Origin of the sequence: Bacillus sp. MM2020_4 (genome assembly GCF_011250555.1) — a bacterium.
Taxonomy (GTDB): domain Bacteria; phylum Bacillota; class Bacilli; order Bacillales; family Cytobacillaceae; genus Neobacillus.
The window spans coordinates 16,895-30,538 of record NZ_JAANMZ010000012.1 but is presented as its reverse complement, the minus strand read 5'-3'; the positions used below and the strand labels follow the sequence as shown (position 1 = coordinate 30,538).

The window sequence follows — 13,644 nt, the reverse complement described above, 5'->3', positions numbered from 1 at the left end:
TGAAATCTTTGAAAACGACCCATCCAAGTTATGATGAAATACAAAACATAGAATATAAACTAGGGCAAATGAAGCATGAATATTGGATTCATCATGATTTGTTCTCTTTTCAATGGTGGGTGCTTTTGTTCGTTTTAATTTTTCCGTGGATTTTTTGGTTGAGATATGTAGATAGAAAAAGAATAACGGAAATTGTTCTTTTTGGCAGTCTATTAATGCTCTTAGTTGAACTTTTAGACGATATTGGTGTAAATCTGCATTTGTGGTCCTATCCATATCAATTATTTCAGCTAATACCAAGATTAACACCGATTGACAATGGAATGATCATCGTTGCTCATATGTTTGTTTTTCAGTTTTTTGAAAAATGGAAGTCTTTTTTAATTGCCAATTTAGTAATGGCAACAATTTTTACTTTTATATTTGAACCAATTACAGTCTGGTTAAATATTTACAAGTTAGAACATTGGAAATACGTATATTCTTTACCTATTTATATTATAAAAGCTGGATTTATAAAATGGGTTGTTGAAAGACTCATAAATATAAAAAATGAAACAATCAGGAGAAATTAATTCATTAAATTACTTTCAATTTACTTTTCTTCTTGAACAAAATGGCAATTATATACAGTGTTACCGGCAAAACATTGCTATGGGACGGTCCTCTATCATTGGTTATTTGTATACATAGAATAAGTGTTTAAGGACTTGATTTAGAGCTTCTGTGGGTTACGATTTGTATTTGGCAATAAAAAATAAAAAATACTGTTTACGCCAGTATGTTCTATGAATGTAACAAAGCCTATTATGTGCAGGGATTGTATAAAAACGTGCATAATTTAGGCTTTTTAATTTTACTCGTAATTGTGGTAAAGCACCCGTTTGTTTAAGAACAATTATTCACAAACTCAAAATTTCTGCTACCTAATCGACATTTTAATACCACCTTAATTATTGGGGAAAATACTTTTGAGGTGATTTGAGTGATTAAAAAGGTTTTAATAAGCTTTTGTATTTTTATACTATATACAACCAATGCTATGGCTCAAACTAATCATCAAATACAAATTATCGATATAAAAAAAGGTAAAGTTATAAAAAATGTTCAAAAAAGCCCTGATTTACAACAAGAAGTAAAGAAATTTCTTGAAGGAATAACAGGGGTTTACGTGAAAATGAACCCATATCCTAATAATGGGTTTGTGATAAAAATCCCTTTAGAACCTAATGTTACGATTAAAAATCAATGGTTCAATGACCTTGTAGATGAAGTAATGATTATTTTTCCTGTTCAAGAAAGGCCATATTTATTAATTTTCAACAATGAGAACCAACCACATTTCTTTAAATTTCAAGGCAAAACAAGCAAATTCTTGGGATTATTGAATTTTAAGCCATAAACCTCAGAAATAAGGTTTATTTTATGATTCTTATTAAACTGAATCGTTAGAGCTAATAAGAAAAAGGATGCCGTAGCAACCAAACCTTTTTTCGCTCAAGCGCCCAATTAGTTTAAGTACAATATATCACAAAGAAAAAAGAACTTTTTTAATGAAAGCCACTTTTTGTGCCTTAGAGTAAAGGTTCAAATTAATATCACGCCTAGTTTTTTACACATTTGTAAGGATCAATTCTGATGGATTCCCAGTTTCCTTCAGAATCCTTTTTATATTGAGAAATTAATACATCTGTATCATTTGTTAAATGATAAAAAATAAATCGATAATCGGCTCTATCCGTACCAATATAATCAATGGTTTTGACGTAACCATCTTGTTTAGAAGGCAGCTGTTTTTTTATTAACTTGCACCATTCTCCAAACATAATACCAACGACTTCTTCCGCATCATGCTGCCAGAGATGATAGGCTGCACATAGGAAGTCCTCTCCGTACAATTTCATCTGGTCAATTTTATACATGTTTTGAACTTTTTTTAATTGGACATAGCCGTAATAATAAGCAAAATAGGTGACGCCTTTTGATGAGCCTTCGATGCATTCTAGCTCAACGAAATATGGAACAATGCCATTTTCATCAGAAAGTCTGTTCATCTTAACTAAATTTAAATGTCCAATTCCTGCAAACGATTGAAGATATTTATTATAGGAGAACCTTTTCTGATAGTCTTTCGTAAAAAAGTTATATGCAATTGGATAGGGCAACCTTGCCATCCCCACAGTTCCGCACCCACCCAACTGGTTTTGAGTGAGGTTTTCTGCCTCTCTTAAAATACTAAAGTAGTTTAAAACAGTTTCATCAGGAGTCCGAGATAATGATGCAGGGAGTTTAATTTCTTTGTAGTTTTTATCATAATAAGGATCAAAAAATTGGAAGTTCTTTATATGGGTATTTTTAATAGGGAGGCTGGAAGGACGAAAATATTTTTCGGCATCTCTGTTACTTATTAACGAGGTTTGGTTTCGTTCAACTGGTTGTCCAAATGTTTGCGGTTCATATTGAGCACCCATAACGAGAGTCAATTTTTTTCTGGAATCATGATTGAACGTCCGATTTATCCATTTTGTAAAGTGTTTCAATTAGAAGCCCCCTTTAGGAAGATACTGTTTTACCTTATTCACTTTTTTGCAAGATTATTAATATTTATGATATTTAAAAGTAGCCACTAAAGTAGAATCAGACTTATTTCTTGTACCTATTAGTTTAAGGTGAATTATTGTAATCGTAGGAAACTAACTTGCCCGTTAGCTCAACTAGAAAAATGATCGCCGCAGCTATCGTCACTTTTTTACTACCCACCTGTTTGTTTAAGTCTGATTATTTTCCAAGCAGACGACCACCTTTCCCTTGGCATGTCCTTCCCCAAGATAATGAATAGCCTCTTCAACCTGACTTAACGAGTATCGTCTATCTATAACAGGTACAAGCTTACCAGCAACGAAAAGTTCTTTTAAAAAATTTTGGTCATTTTTATTTGGTTTATGAACAAGGATAGCCATCTTCTTGCTTTCAGTTTTATAAATCATGGGTCCCAGCAACAAAAGTTGCAAGATTAGAGACATGGAGCCTCCGATCATAACATATGTTCCTTTGGGATTTAGTACACGCTTGTAGTCGAAGATAGACCGAGTTCCTACAACATCGAGAATCAAATCATAAAACTTTCCTCTTTGTGTGAAATCTTCTTCAGTGTAATCAATAACATGGTCTGCACCAATGTCGATTAGTGTATCTAATTTTTTCCCACTGTCCACGCAAGTTACTTCAGCCCCATATAATTTGGCGATTTGCAATGCAAAGGTCCCAACACCTCCACCAGCACCATTAATTAAGACCTTTTTAGCTTCATGAATCTGTCCTTTATCACGAAGCCCCTGGAGAGCTAGAACTCCCGCTTGCGGTATCGCAGCTGCCTCCTCAAATGTCATACTGGCTGGCTTTAACGTCAATGCCTCTGCATTAATACTTACATATTCCGCAAACCCACCCCAACCACACCAGGATATGTCTCCGAATACTTCATCCCCTATAGAGATATGATTTACTTCTCTACCAATTGCTTCAACCCTTCCTGCTATATCAGCACCGAGGATTTTGTATTTTGGTTTTAGCAGGCCCCCAAGACGAGACAGGAATGGTTTGCCTCTAAGAAGGTCCCAGTCCCAAGAATTCACAGAAACAGCATGAATCTTTACCAATACTTCATTTTGTTTTAGAGTAGGTATTTCTATTTCTTTTAGATTAAGAACGTTTGTCGTTCCGTATTTATTGTAAACCATCGCTTTCATAATGGATTCTCCTTCAAATTTGAGTATTGACAAAATTTCATTCTGTTCCTGCCTTTTCATTGCTCATTATTAAAGGGTTTGATGAAGTTATAACAGATATCTGTTTTTAGAGTATTTTAATTATAAGACTTCCTTTATGAATATCGTTCTTATTTATATGTGGAATACCATATATTTCTTCCTAATTTTGTTGAATTCCTTCTTCAAATAACCTGACACTTTAGTTGAATAAAGAAAGAGTGACTCCTCGTTATTAAAAACCGTTGAAATAAAAAAGACCGTCATTGTGACGATCCATACCTAGGCAATCGGTGTGCCATTTTTAACAGGCTCATCTGGCTTTAAGAGAACTACATCACCCTCTTCTGGAACACCTCCAATAACTAATACCTCAGATTTGAATCCAGCTATTCGTCGAGGTGGGAAATTTACAACTGCGACCACTTGACGACCTATTAACATCTCTGGAGTATACCTTTTTACTATTTGTGCACTAGATTGCTTGATACCAAATTCTTCACCGAAGTCAATACCTAGTTTAATTGCTGGCTTACGAGCTTCTGGAAAGGGTTCAGCACTTATTACAGTACCAATACGAATATCTAGTTTTTGAAAATCCTCAATCGTTGCTATGGACAAAACTATTACCTCCAAAAAATTCAAATTACTTTTTCTGTATTTATATTAACAATTAATGGTACCTTTAGGAATATCCTTGTTCAACTAACCTGCCCCGTTAGCACAATAAGTAAAGGTTGAGATAAATGTATAAATAGTAACACACATACAGCTAAGGTTTCATCAGGCAAACGAGCTTATCATACCCATCTCTCCAAGTAAGTCCTATCGCTGTTTACGTTAAAAACTATAATTATTTTCTGAAGATAATAAATAAACAAAGTTAGAAATGAGGCTGTTCTACTTTTGATATTTACGTTGAATACGGTCAAAAATCATACTGTATAAATTGGCAAGGTAGTTCAATAAGGAAATGGTAAAATGAAAGAAAATACTGTAATGCAGGGGAGGGTAATATGGTTATTCGTAAACTAAACATAAATGAAGAACCTCCAATGGATTTGTTGTTATTAGCTGACCCTTCTAAAATAATCATTAAAGAATATATGCAAAGAGGGGAATGCTTTGTAGCCGAAACTGATGCTCAAATAATTGGGGTTTATGTCCTACTGCCGACAAGACCTGAAACCGTAGAGCTAGTGAATATTGCTGTAATAGAAACCCAGCAAGGTAAAGGCTTGGGGAAACAACTTGTAATAAATGCAATTCAAGTGGCTAAGTCAAAAGGATATAGAACCATAGAAGTCGGAACCGGAAATTCAAGCATTGGACAATTAGCCCTTTATCAAAAATGTGGTTTTAGAATTACTGGTGTTGATATAAACTTTTTCATTAGGCACTATCCCGAAGAGATTTTCGAAAACGGGATACAATGCCGAGATATGGTTCGATTATCTCAAAATTTGTAGGTGCAAAATGGAACTCCTTGTTGAACCACCATGAAAATAAGTTTCTTCACGAATTGAAAATGACAATACTTAGGAAGACCCTGCTCAATCGTTAAAAAAAGAGGAGAGCGGTAATTAATAAATCTATGGATTGGGGTTGACTGGATTAAGGTCTATATCAGTATTGACACCACCTAACCATTTTCATTCTCTGTGGTGCAGCTCTGCTGCATGGATGGGTAACGGGTAGCAATAGTTAAAGTTAAGGATCGCTGCGGCGGTCTTTTTCTTGTTCCACTAACTATGCAGGTTATTTCAGGAAGACATACAAAAAGTCCCAATACAGAGGACTGAATAATGTTATTATTTAGTAAAGGGGTGGTTGTATGAAGGATGAGAATAAACCATTTAATGATGCAATAGACCATTTTAACGAGATTGAAGGAAATGCTGGTAACCCTTCAAATGCTAAGATAAACAGGTTACCAAAACCATTAAAATACTTTGGATACTTTATGGTTGGTTTCATTTCATTATCCATTCTGTTAATGATTATAGTTAATTTATTAAATTAACTAATAGCTGACTGGTGGCATTTTCTTGTGGTGCTAACGGGTCAGGTTAGTATAACAGTGTAGTTTAAAGTGTGTTTAACAAACGGGGCATTTAAAAGAAAAAAATGTAAAGTTTAGACAAAATAATAATCAAGAGGGTGTTAAATATGTCTAATGGTGTTATTGCCATAGTTGCCTTAGTCTCCGCTGTGATATGGATTACGGTTTCCAAAGAGGCTGTAAAACCTTCAAAAGAGATAAATTGGCGAAAAATGATAACCTTACTGTTCGCAGGAACTTTATCGGCATTAGTTATAACTATTTCGCTTTTTCAAAGCCTGCCGTTTTAGTTCCGTTAACGGGTGATATTGTTTAATAAGCGTCTCTTTCTTATTCAACTACCATGAAAATAAGTTTCTTAAATGTCTTTTCCTCTAAACCAAAAGACTCCCATCACATGAAAAAGGAGAATGAATTCATTATGGAATCATCCCCTCAAATAGTTTGAATATGCTTATACTTATATTACTCATTAATGACTAGCTAAACGTTTTCAAAATCCGCCTTAAACAACAGAATAGCATCCATATTTACAGCAAAATCATGGTCACTGATATTAAAATTGGTATATTTAACCATCTATGGAATGCTATCGTATCTGACGTAATTTGCTTTAGGAGACAAGGTCATCTCACCGTCTGGTAAACGAGGGCTATGGCTCCAGAATCAAATGTCTTGTTTTCGATAAGTTTAAGATTGATCTTCTCCTTGTGACCTTGGAATAACGGCAACCCGCTGCCGACCAGGACGGGAGAAACCGTAATTTTATACTCATCTATTAAATCAAGCTGCATAAGGTAGTGTGCTAACCTTGGACTGCCTAGGATGACCATATCCTTGCCTGGCTGCTGTTTGAGGTTCTTGATCTCTTCCTCGACATTTTCTTTCACCAGTCTGGAATTGTTCCATTCGACTTTCTCCAGAGTGGTTGAAAAAACGATTTTGGCAGTCTTTCCGATCCACTCGGCATGATTCCGTTCATGCTGCGAAGCTGAGGGGTTCGAAGGCACAGATGTCCAGTAACTGTGCATCATCTGATAAGTCCCACGTCCCCATATGACAGTGTCGGCAGTACTCAGAATTTCTTTCGCGTGTTTCTCCAAGTCAGCATCGTAGGAAACCCAGCCGATGTCCATTTCACCGTTCGGACCTTCTACAAAACCGTCAAGCGATGCGTGCAGAAATAGAACGAGTCTTCTCATTTTTTAGTTCTCCTTTGTTCATGAGGGATATTTTCTTCAGACTTCTTTACCTCCAATGTAAGTATAACCAATTTTTTTATTAATTAGGGTAAAAAAGTTCTTTTAGTTATTCAATCATTGAAGAAGATAGTTGTATGAAGGTATAAAAGTAATGCAATAGTCATCATTTTACTTATAAACTGTATGCTATAAAAACTAAGAATTCTTATTATATAGGCAATGACACACTATCACATGGTCCAGGTTTTGGTTCATAAAAACAGTGTTCTTTAAATTGACCAGTATGAGGTTGACCGTACCATGTAGGAGGACACGATGGTGCTGTTGGATTAAAGTACCAAAGTGCATATTTTGCAGGATGATCTCTCCAAGAATTAATATTTTGTTGTGCTAATCTTCTTTCAGAGGCTCTTAATCTTTGATAAAATACATTCCCTTTTTGCACTACTTCAAAAGAAAAATTTCCACCTTGTACTTGAAATATTACATCATGACTTCTAGCCCTTACTCTTGGCATATCATCACCTCCCAAATTATTGTATGAAAAAAGCCTTCCTTCATTGGAAGAAAATAGAGCCAATATTAATTAGGGAGAGAAAACAATGACACAATCATTAATCTTTGATATGGATGGAACACTATTTCAAACAGATAAAATTTTAGAAATATCACTTGAAGACACTTTTAACAATTTGCGGTCACTAAATAAATGGGATACAGTAACACCTATTGATAAATACCGTCAAATTATGGGTGTACCTTTACCAAAGGTATGGGAAACCTTGCTACCTAATCATAACAATGAAGAAAGAGAACAAACTGATGCATATTTTTTAGAGAGATTAGTTAGAAATATAAGAAGTGGGAAAGGTGCTTTATATCCAAATGTAAAGGAAGTTTTCACTTTTTTAAAAGAACATAATTGTTCAATTTATATAGCAAGTAATGGTTTATCTGCATATCTAAAAGCAATTGTGAGTTATTATAATTTGGATAAATGGGTTACTGAAACATTTAGTATTCAACAAATCGAATCGTTAAGTAAATCAGACTTAGTTAGGAGTATTCTAAAAAAATATGATATTACTAACGCGGCAGTAGTTGGAGACCGTTTATCTGATATTAATGCGGCTAAAGATAATGGTTTAATTTCAATTGGATGTAATTTCGATTTTGCACAAGAAGATGAACTTTCTCAGGATGAAATTGTAATAGATGACCTAATTGAATTAAAGGCAATATTGCCAAAATTGGAAAATATGTATTTAACTAACAAGTAAATAGCTACGAATGATAAGGGCAGTCAACCAAATAGCAGTGTGAATTATTATGTGAATTACTCTGCTATTTTAGCTGCTTTTATATGTGCTTTTATACCTGTGGGTACTCCAAAAGGTAAGTTTAACGTTTAAATGGAATGGTTATGCCCCCATTTTCGACAGTTGAATAAGACGACATAAAAATGATCATTTCATCATATTTATCATCAATGAGAGGGTAAGAGGTGAAAATATGTTACGGAAAGTTGGCGGCAGATTCATCTGGTTTCTGATTGGAAGTTCGATCTTTGCTACATTTATCGGGTATACCCTGTTTAAAGCTGGCCTCATATCATTTACAGGTTTTCAAAAATCCCAAAGAGCACTAGATAGTAATGATCGTAATCGAAATAGAAGAGTTGGTAGAATTCGAATTACGTAGAGAGTGGAACATCAATTTTTAAAAAAATAGCAAGGCGAGTAAAAAATGCAGCGTGATCAAAATCATGATGCATTTTTAATTTGGTTGGTGCCAGGCACCATGGCCTATGGACAATAAGTATTGTACATTAAGAAAGAGGGTCAAAGCTTCTGTCATTTGCATTGCCGTTTTAAGTGCTAATTTTATTGGTCATTTTATATGATGGTCGATAAAAAGCTGCTGATTCCCGCATCTAGGATCAAGAAGGTCCGCATTTATTGGTTGGGGGTTCAGGTTAAGCATAGAGCTGATAAATAGACGGAAAAATCCCGCTTAATTAGAAAATATAATTAGAAAAGGCATAAATAGACGGAGAGATTCCGCCTATTGACTTGAAAAATTCAAAAATTGGAGATTTTGCTTTGCATAAGCGGAAATTCTCCACTTATATCCCCCCAAAACGAGCTCTATTCTGCATCTAACCGGAAAATCTTCGCTTATTTTACTTTTGCTGGATACTCGATTAAGGACAAGACATCCTAATAAAGAAACTCGCCAATAGCTATGGCGAGTTTAACTTTTTATATACCACTAATGATGCCAATACTACTGCCATTTTAGCACGTATTTTAAGAAAATCACCTCAAAACGGAACCCTTTATTATCAGCATCAGTTTTGCACTGATGCTTAAAGATTTTAGTTCCTCGTTTGTACCGAATCAAAGATGCTATTTGCAATGAAGCGATTGCTATAGTGTGTGTGTGCTCTAAAGGCTAGCTCATTGGCAAAAAGAGTAAATGTAGTTTGATTAGTGGTATGGGTAAAGGCAAGAATTTGTCCCTTCGCTTTTTCATGTCCAGGCCACCACCCAGCTACAAAGAAGTCATCGTGATTACGGATGGAAGCTAACACCTCAGTTCCTGCAGGTACAGAAGTAATCCATGCACCTGAAGTTAAATATAAAAGCTCATCAGCCTTATAACCTGAAGTCAGCACATGGTCGGTGATTTCTGCTTTCACTAAGCCCTCATGCCCGTTTCTTGTGGAAACAAAATGATAGCCTAGGAGCAATCCACTATTTTTTACAGCCGTTAAGGCGGATAATCCGATTCCTACATATGATTTTCCAGACAAAGTCCTTGCGCTCAAGCTGCTGCTATCGCTAACAATCACATCGGCATTCGCTTGATCGACCATGGTAAAGCCAAGCTCTTTTACGGTGAATTTCAAGGAAGATGACCCATGGACAGCAACCTTTGGCAGCTTTACTAACTGGGTTTTTACCAGAATAGAAGGATCTAAAGGTGTAGCTTCGAAAAAATAGGTATGTTCAAATCCTTGTAAATCCTCTCAGATCAGGGAAATTGACTAAAAAGGTATCGTACATCGCACCCCAGTCAGAAACATTGTCCCCCTTATAGAGCATGGCATTAGCAACACCGCGTTTTGCCTGATTCATAGGAATAACAAACGATCCCTTAGGATACATTCTTCCGTTTATTTTCATATATTTCATTGTTTGTTTGACCTTCACACCATTTCGAAGTAAATATTGGACCAATTTATGTGCTTCCAGAATATTTTTTTGTTGAGATTTATAAATGGGGATCAAATAGTAGTCGGGAAAGAAATGATTACTTTTTCCTCTAATTCGTCCAATTTGTTCACCAGAAGCATTTACAAAGTACTTGTCTACTGCTCTGTTATCTTCGCCATTCACACCGCGCTTAAAGATTTCAAGTTGATTCTTATATAATGCATCTTTATTTTTGGTTACAAAATGGACAGCACCCAACCCAGTGCCCACCATTGCCCGAAAACCTTTTTGGCTTAAGGCTGGAATTTCTATTGTGTGACCTAACGACCCATGCAGCATGGCATACATGGGTGTGTAGGCAACAGACATATCATCCCAGCCAGCCTTGTAATCTAGTGCAGGAATTAAATAGGAATGGAAGGAAGAGTTACCAACTCCTGCCTGTCCCATTGAATGGGCTTGTTCGATCATATGGTTGTACAGTAAATCATATTCATAGTTAGGATTGTGAGGAGGAGTGGTGGGCTCGATTAAAAACCCGCCAATATACCCATGCATATCTAGGAAGGTGAGGGGTGTCCATTTTGCAATTTCTTGCGTCCATAGTTGTGTTTCAACTTGTGTTTGAAAGTTATTGTCACGGTTTAAATCAAAGCCATTCGTATTTCTTCTAGTATTTGCCACTCTTCCATCAGGATTATTTGTAAACATGAAAAGAAAAATAACATTTTCAAGAACCTCATCCACATTCAGCGTTACGGTTCTTTTTTGACCATCTTTAACCGTATGAAAGGGTACTTCATCCCTAAGTGCAAATTTTTTCAATAATTCAACCTGAGCATCGGCACCTTCCACTTCATCAGGATGGATGGATATTGTTAAACCAAATGGGAACCTGGTAATGACCCATTGTGCCGTTCTCCAATTTCTCTACTAAACTCTCAGGATTTTCTAACGCTGTTGGCAGTGTTTTGTTAAGATAGTTATCAACAGCATTTTTATCTTTTGCTAAAATAACAAAGTGAAGATCTCTTCCTTGTACGGACTTTCCAAGACTTTGGTATTTGAGGTAACGATTAGGAAGTTGGTTTGCTTGGGCAAAAATTTGGTCAATTTCTGTCTTTAGTTGATGATAAAATAGGAATTCGTCATAGACATTTAGTTTTACAGTAGTGGAAGCCTTCACTATTTTTTGAGAAACAATGGGACGGTTCTTGTGGTCTCCATAAAACTTATTTAAAAAGAAGCGTTGGAAGAATTCAAGTTACGTAGAGAGTTGAAAATCGATTTATAAAAAATAGTAGGTAGCATAAAAAATGCAGCGTGACCTTTTTGCAGATTTAGTAGAACGAAAAAGTATTTGACATTTTTAACAAGAATGCTAACATTATCCATGTAAGGTCATCAATAAAAATAATAAATAAAGTTTATCCGCTAGAGGTGCCTTTTTAAAGGGCTGAGATTGAAGTGCTACTTCAGGACTCTATGAACCTGATCTGGATCATACCAGCGTAGGGAAGTGGAAACTGGATATTTGAAGAATGCATTTTTCTATTTCAAATTTCAACCACTTTCTTAATCATAGGAAGTGGTTTTTTGTTTTTACTTTTAGCGGAATCTTCTGAAAGGGGTGATGTGTATTTTCAAAGAGAAAGAGTTTCATATCATTTCCAATGGTAAGATGCCGATTGAGCAGTTCCGGGAAATTATCATTGATATTCACCCCTATGTAACGGCCATCCATTTACGGGAAAAACAAAAAACGGCTCGAGAACTATTTCGAACGGTTCAACTTTTACATTCTGCCAATATCCCGCTTTCAAAGGTTATCCTGAATGATCGCCTGGATGTTGCCTTCGTTACAAGGGTTGGTGGGGTTCAATTAGCCTTTCACAGTTTAGAACCAGCTATTGTGAAGGGAAATTTCCCTCAGTTTCGGATCGGGAGCTCGATTCATTCTTATGAGGAAGGAGTGGCTGCAAAAGCGAATGGGGCAGACTACGTCATTTACGGTCACATTTTCCCTTCTCAATCTAAACCAGATGTGGCCCCAAAAGGAGTGAGGGAATTGTCAATGTTGACACAACTTGGCATTCCGACTATTGCGATTGGAGGCATCACACCAGAGAATACAGCACAGGTTCTTCAGGCAGGGGCAAATGGGATCGCCGTTATGTCTGGAATTTTAGATGCACGCGATCCACTAGCAGCAGTTAAGACTTACACAAAAGTATTAAAAATGGGAGATGGAAAAAGTGAAAAATTCATTTGATGTCATTATTATCGGCGGTGGAATAATCGGATCCTCCATTGCCTATCAGCTATCAAAAATGGGAAGAAAAGTGGTCATACTTGAGAAGGATCGATTGGCTTGCCAAGCAACAAATGCTGCCGCCGGAATGCTGGCTGTACAAGCGGAGATGGAACAGGATGGTCCGCTATTCCAAATGGCCCTGAAAAGTCAAGCCATGTTTCCAACTCTCTCGAGCGAATTAGTTGAATATACTGGAATTGATATCGAGTTTGTCCATAAAGGAATGCTAAAAATTGCGGAAACCGAAGAAATAGCATCCATAGTTCAGCAACAGGTCACCTACCAAAAGAAGTGGGATCCTGCCATAACATGGCTTGATAAAAAGGAATTGCTTGAAATGGAACCATCCATATCTCCAAGCGTTTCTGGAGCCATGTTTCTTCCTAACGATGGCCATGTCCAACCAGCAAATTTATCAAAAGCATACGCTCAAGCAGCAGCCTATTTTGGAACCGAGATTCGTGAGTATACTGAAGTCGTTTCCATTAATTATGAAAACGGTCAGGTTAAAGGAGTTAACACTTCCCATGGTGTTATACACGGAGAAAAGGTGGTCGTTGCCACCGGAGCATGGACAGCGAAATTAATGCGTGAATCCGGGCTCGAAATAAATATGTATCCAGTTAAAGGAGAGTGCTTTTCTGTCAAACCGGAAAAGCCGTTGATCAACACAACTATTTTTTCCGACAAGCGGTGTTATCTGGTACCAAAACGAAATGGAGAAATCTATATCGGTGCCACCATGATTGAGCATACATTTGATCAAACGGTTACACCTGTAGGGATTGCAAGCTTAATAGAAAGAGCCACACAACTTGTACCTGGGCTGAATGAAGCCTCATGGGAGCGAGTATGGTCTGGAATCCGCCCGCAGACAGGGGATGGGATGCCATACATTGGTGAACATCCAAGTTGGAAGGGATTGTATGTTGCCGCAGGGCATTTTCGAAATGGGATTTTATTAGCTCCAATCACAGGAAAACTAGTGGCGGAACTCTTAACAGGGAAATTACTGGATCAAACACTACTTTCTGCTTTTCATTTGGAAAGGCATAAAGAAACAGTTCTGTAGGAGGGAAGG

The 13,644-nt window shown here is 36.5% G+C and carries 16 protein-coding genes, 1 pseudogene and 1 riboswitch; of the genes and pseudogenes, 9 read left to right on the top strand and 8 right to left on the bottom strand.

What is annotated here, in order from left to right:
• Nucleotides 1-8: 8 nt before the first annotated feature.
• Both G6554_RS10295 and G6554_RS10290 read left to right on the top strand, forming a co-directional pair.
• Nucleotides 9-575 (top strand): CBO0543 family protein, encoded by a 567-nt coding sequence (locus G6554_RS10295; protein WP_166241434.1) that lies wholly within the window; start codon nucleotides 9-11, stop codon nucleotides 573-575.
• 410 nt (nucleotides 576-985) lie between these two features.
• A complete protein-coding gene (locus G6554_RS10290) occupies nucleotides 986-1,402 on the top strand; it encodes a hypothetical protein (RefSeq protein ID WP_166241432.1) in 417 nt (138 codons plus the stop codon).
• Between the two features lie 202 nt (nucleotides 1,403-1,604).
• Here the strand turns inward: G6554_RS10290 and G6554_RS10285 are convergent, their stop codons facing one another.
• From G6554_RS10285 to csaA, 3 genes are all read right to left on the bottom strand, one after another.
• Nucleotides 1,605-2,540, bottom strand: a complete 936-nt coding sequence (locus G6554_RS10285) for a hypothetical protein (RefSeq protein ID WP_207342985.1) — start codon at nucleotides 2,538-2,540, stop codon at nucleotides 1,605-1,607.
• Between the two features lie 228 nt (nucleotides 2,541-2,768).
• Complete coding sequence (locus G6554_RS10280; RefSeq protein ID WP_166241430.1) at nucleotides 2,769-3,749, bottom strand: NAD(P)-dependent alcohol dehydrogenase; 981 nt, start codon at nucleotides 3,747-3,749, stop codon at nucleotides 2,769-2,771.
• Between the two features lie 300 nt (nucleotides 3,750-4,049).
• Nucleotides 4,050-4,382: a chaperone CsaA gene (gene csaA, locus G6554_RS10275; RefSeq protein WP_166241562.1), complete on the bottom strand. Its 333-nt coding sequence runs from the start codon at nucleotides 4,380-4,382 to the stop codon at nucleotides 4,050-4,052.
• A gap of 401 nt (nucleotides 4,383-4,783) precedes the next feature.
• Between csaA and G6554_RS10270 the strand changes: the two genes are divergently transcribed.
• The 3 genes from G6554_RS10270 (at nucleotide 4,784) to G6554_RS10260 (ending at nucleotide 6,119) form a co-directional block, all read left to right on the top strand.
• Complete coding sequence (locus G6554_RS10270; protein ID WP_166241428.1) at nucleotides 4,784-5,236, top strand: GNAT family N-acetyltransferase; 453 nt, start codon at nucleotides 4,784-4,786, stop codon at nucleotides 5,234-5,236.
• Nucleotides 5,237-5,601: 365 nt separating this feature from the next.
• Nucleotides 5,602-5,790 carry an amino acid transporter gene (locus G6554_RS10265; protein WP_166241426.1) on the top strand — a complete coding sequence of 63 codons (189 nt, stop codon included), beginning with the start codon at nucleotides 5,602-5,604 and terminating at the stop codon, nucleotides 5,788-5,790.
• A 146-nt stretch (nucleotides 5,791-5,936) separates the two neighbouring features.
• Nucleotides 5,937-6,119, top strand: coding sequence for a hypothetical protein (locus G6554_RS10260; RefSeq protein ID WP_166241424.1), 183 nt, complete (start codon nucleotides 5,937-5,939; stop codon nucleotides 6,117-6,119).
• A 336-nt stretch (nucleotides 6,120-6,455) separates the two neighbouring features.
• Here the strand turns inward: G6554_RS10260 and G6554_RS10255 are convergent, their stop codons facing one another.
• Both G6554_RS10255 and G6554_RS10250 read right to left on the bottom strand, forming a co-directional pair.
• Nucleotides 6,456-7,031 carry a dihydrofolate reductase family protein gene (locus G6554_RS10255; RefSeq protein WP_166241421.1) on the bottom strand — a complete coding sequence of 192 codons (576 nt, stop codon included), beginning with the start codon at nucleotides 7,029-7,031 and terminating at the stop codon, nucleotides 6,456-6,458.
• A 208-nt stretch (nucleotides 7,032-7,239) separates the two neighbouring features.
• Nucleotides 7,240-7,521: pseudogene (locus G6554_RS10250) on the bottom strand (cell wall hydrolase); the annotation flags it as partial.
• Between the two features lie 112 nt (nucleotides 7,522-7,633).
• Between G6554_RS10250 and G6554_RS10245 the strand changes: the two are divergent.
• Together G6554_RS10245 and G6554_RS10240 are read left to right on the top strand one after the other, a co-directional pair.
• Nucleotides 7,634-8,311, top strand: coding sequence for an HAD family hydrolase (locus G6554_RS10245; RefSeq protein ID WP_166241417.1), 678 nt, complete (start codon nucleotides 7,634-7,636; stop codon nucleotides 8,309-8,311).
• Nucleotides 8,312-8,543: 232 nt separating this feature from the next.
• Nucleotides 8,544-8,732, top strand: coding sequence for a hypothetical protein (locus G6554_RS10240; RefSeq protein ID WP_166241415.1), 189 nt, complete (start codon nucleotides 8,544-8,546; stop codon nucleotides 8,730-8,732).
• Nucleotides 8,733-9,408: 676 nt separating this feature from the next.
• Here G6554_RS10240 and G6554_RS10235 read toward each other — a convergent pair.
• The 3 genes from G6554_RS10235 to G6554_RS10225 all read right to left on the bottom strand — a co-directional run bounded on the left by G6554_RS10235 (nucleotide 9,409) and on the right by G6554_RS10225 (nucleotide 11,435).
• A complete protein-coding gene (locus G6554_RS10235) occupies nucleotides 9,409-9,942 on the bottom strand; it encodes a hypothetical protein (protein WP_166241413.1) in 534 nt (177 codons plus the stop codon).
• Between the two features lie 100 nt (nucleotides 9,943-10,042).
• Nucleotides 10,043-11,074, bottom strand: coding sequence for a M14 family metallopeptidase (locus G6554_RS10230; RefSeq protein WP_166241411.1), 1,032 nt, complete (start codon nucleotides 11,072-11,074; stop codon nucleotides 10,043-10,045).
• 34 nt (nucleotides 11,075-11,108) lie between these two features.
• Nucleotides 11,109-11,435: a hypothetical protein gene (locus G6554_RS10225; protein WP_166241409.1), complete on the bottom strand. Its 327-nt coding sequence runs from the start codon at nucleotides 11,433-11,435 to the stop codon at nucleotides 11,109-11,111.
• Between the two features lie 240 nt (nucleotides 11,436-11,675).
• Nucleotides 11,676-11,784, top strand: a riboswitch (TPP riboswitch).
• Nucleotides 11,785-11,882: 98 nt separating this feature from the next.
• Between G6554_RS10225 and G6554_RS10220 the strand changes: the two genes are divergently transcribed.
• Together G6554_RS10220 and thiO are read left to right on the top strand one after the other, a co-directional pair.
• Nucleotides 11,883-12,521 (top strand): thiamine phosphate synthase, encoded by a 639-nt coding sequence (locus tag G6554_RS10220; RefSeq protein WP_166241407.1) that lies wholly within the window; start codon nucleotides 11,883-11,885, stop codon nucleotides 12,519-12,521.
• The gene (thiO, locus tag G6554_RS10215) at nucleotides 12,505-13,635 is read left to right on the top strand and encodes a glycine oxidase ThiO (protein ID WP_207342986.1); all 1,131 of its coding nucleotides are present in this window, start codon (nucleotides 12,505-12,507) and stop codon (nucleotides 13,633-13,635) included. Before G6554_RS10220 ends, thiO begins: the two co-directional genes overlap by 17 nt.
• The last annotated feature ends 9 nt before the right edge of the window (nucleotides 13,636-13,644 follow it).

Coding starts and splice junctions, on each gene's coding strand:
- G6554_RS10280 (WP_166241430.1), bottom strand. CDS start 3,749: ATGAAAGCGATGGTTTACAATAAATACGGAACGACAAACGTTCTTAAT.
- G6554_RS10270 (WP_166241428.1), top strand. CDS start 4,784: ATGGTTATTCGTAAACTAAACATAAATGAAGAACCTCCAATGGATTTG.
- G6554_RS10265 (WP_166241426.1), top strand. CDS start 5,602: ATGAAGGATGAGAATAAACCATTTAATGATGCAATAGACCATTTTAAC.
- G6554_RS10260 (WP_166241424.1), top strand. CDS start 5,937: ATGTCTAATGGTGTTATTGCCATAGTTGCCTTAGTCTCCGCTGTGATA.
- G6554_RS10255 (WP_166241421.1), bottom strand. CDS start 7,031: ATGAGAAGACTCGTTCTATTTCTGCACGCATCGCTTGACGGTTTTGTA.
- G6554_RS10245 (WP_166241417.1), top strand. CDS start 7,634: ATGACACAATCATTAATCTTTGATATGGATGGAACACTATTTCAAACA.
- G6554_RS10240 (WP_166241415.1), top strand. CDS start 8,544: ATGTTACGGAAAGTTGGCGGCAGATTCATCTGGTTTCTGATTGGAAGT.
- G6554_RS10220 (WP_166241407.1), top strand. CDS start 11,883: ATGTGTATTTTCAAAGAGAAAGAGTTTCATATCATTTCCAATGGTAAG.